Origin of the sequence: Actinoallomurus acaciae (genome assembly GCF_042429965.1) — a bacterium.
Taxonomy (GTDB): Bacteria; Actinomycetota; Actinomycetes; order Streptosporangiales; family Streptosporangiaceae; genus Actinoallomurus; species Actinoallomurus acaciae.
In genome coordinates this window covers 1-1733 of sequence record NZ_JBHLZP010000945.1, presented here as the reverse complement: position 1 = coordinate 1733, position 1733 = coordinate 1, and the positions used below count along the sequence as shown (strand labels likewise).

Genomic DNA, 1733 nt, shown 5'->3' with positions numbered 1-1733 from the left:
GAGGTCAGCTCGCTGGAGGCCGCGCCGTCCACGCCGAGGCCGACCGGTGCGCCGGCCGCGAGCAGCTCGCTCACCCGGGCGACGCCCGAGCCGAGCCGCCCGTTGGAGGTCGGGCAGTGCGCGGTGCCGGTGCCGGTCGCCGCGAACCGCCGGATGTCGGCGTCGTGCAGGTGCACGCAGTGCGCGAACCAGACGTCGGGGCCGAGCCAGCCGAGCTTGTCCATGTACTCGCCGGGCGTGCACCCGAACTGCTCCCGGCAGTGTTCCTCCTCGTCGAGGGTCTCGGCGAGGTGGGTGTGCAGGCGCACCCCTTTGCGGCGGGCGAGGGCGGCGGTCTCGCTCATCAGCCCCTCGGTCACCGAGAACGGCGAGCAGGGGGCGACGGCCACGCGCAGCAGGGAGGAGAACGACGGGTCGTGGTAGGCGTCGATGGCCGCCTCGGTGGCCACGAGGATCTCCTCGCGGTCCTCGACGATCTCATCCGGCGGCAGGCCGCCCGCCGAACGGCCCCGGTCCATCGAACCCCGGGTCGGGTGGAACCGGACGTGCAGTTCCCGCGCCGCGCGCACCTCGGCGTCGAACAGGTCGCCCCGGCCCCGGGGGAACACGTAGTGGTGGTCGGTGGTGGTCGTGCAGCCGCCGAGCGCCAGCCAGCCGAGCCCGGCGACGGCCGCGTCGTACACGACCTCCGCGTCGATCCCGGCCCACGTGTCGTACAGGCCGGTGAGCCAGTCGAACAGCGTGGCGTCCTGGAAGAGCCCCTGGGTGGCCCACTGGTAGAGGTGGTGGTGCGTATTGACCAGGCCGGGCGTCACCAGGCACCCGCTCGCGTCGATCCGGCGTGCGGCGCCGGTCACGGGCGCCGGGCCGGCGCCGACGGCGGTGATCCGGTCGCCCTCGATCACCACGTGCCCGCCCGCGATCTCCGGACCGCGCACCGGCACGACATGGCCGTTCTCGAGGACGATCACGCCGTCCGTCATGTTCCCGCCTTTCGCGCCGCCGCGAGGCGTACAGCGTCGAGAATCTTCTCATAACCGGTACAACGGCACAGATTGCCCGCGAGCGCCTCGCGGATCTCCGCGTCCGACGGGTCCGGACGGCGTTCGATCAGGTCGTGCGCCTGGACCAGCAGGCCCGGCGTGCAGAACCCGCACTGCACCGCGCCCGCGTCCACGAACGCCTGCTGGATCGGCGCCAGCCGGTCGCCCTCGGCGAGACCCTCGACCGTACGGACCCGACGGCCCTCCGCCTGGCCGGCCGCGACGAGGCACGCGCACACCGGCGTGCCGTCGAGATAGACCGTGCACGAGCCACATTCGCCCTGTTCACAGGCGTTCTTGGAGCCGGGCAGGCCCATCCGCTCGCGCAGGACGTACAGCAGGCTCTCGCCCTCCCAGACGCCGTCCACGGTCTCGCGCGAACCGTTGACCGTGAAGCTCACCCGCATCAGGCGGCCCCCCTTCCCGGATCCTCGGCGCCGGCCGGCCCGCGATGGTCGCGCCACGCCCAGGTCAGCGTGCGGCGCGCCATCACCGCGAGCGCGTGCCGGCGGTAGGCGGCGGTGCCGCGCACGTCGTCGATCGGCGTGGCCGCGGCCCCGACGAGATCGCCGAACTCCCGCGCCACGGCCTCGTCCAGCGGCGCGTCCCAGTCGAGCTCGCGGGCCAGGAAGTCCTCGGCGGCGGTCGCCCGGATCGGCGTGGGCGCGGCAGAGCCGATGCCGGTGCCGA

At 73.8% G+C, this 1733-nt stretch carries 2 protein-coding genes and 1 pseudogene; all 3 read right to left on the bottom strand.

What is annotated here, in order from left to right; all coding sequences use genetic code 11:
* On the bottom strand, positions 1–983 hold a 983-nt coding region (locus tag ACFFNX_RS49210; protein ID WP_378213370.1), incomplete at its 3' end, for an amidohydrolase family protein.
* Entirely contained in the window at positions 980–1450 is a 471-nt protein-coding gene (locus ACFFNX_RS49205; protein ID WP_378213369.1) for a (2Fe-2S)-binding protein, read from the bottom strand. The genes ACFFNX_RS49210 and ACFFNX_RS49205, both read right to left, overlap by 4 nt.
* Positions 1450–1733, bottom strand: a pseudogene (locus ACFFNX_RS49200) (FAD binding domain-containing protein); the annotation flags it as partial. The pseudogene ACFFNX_RS49200 and the gene ACFFNX_RS49205, both read right to left, overlap by 1 nt.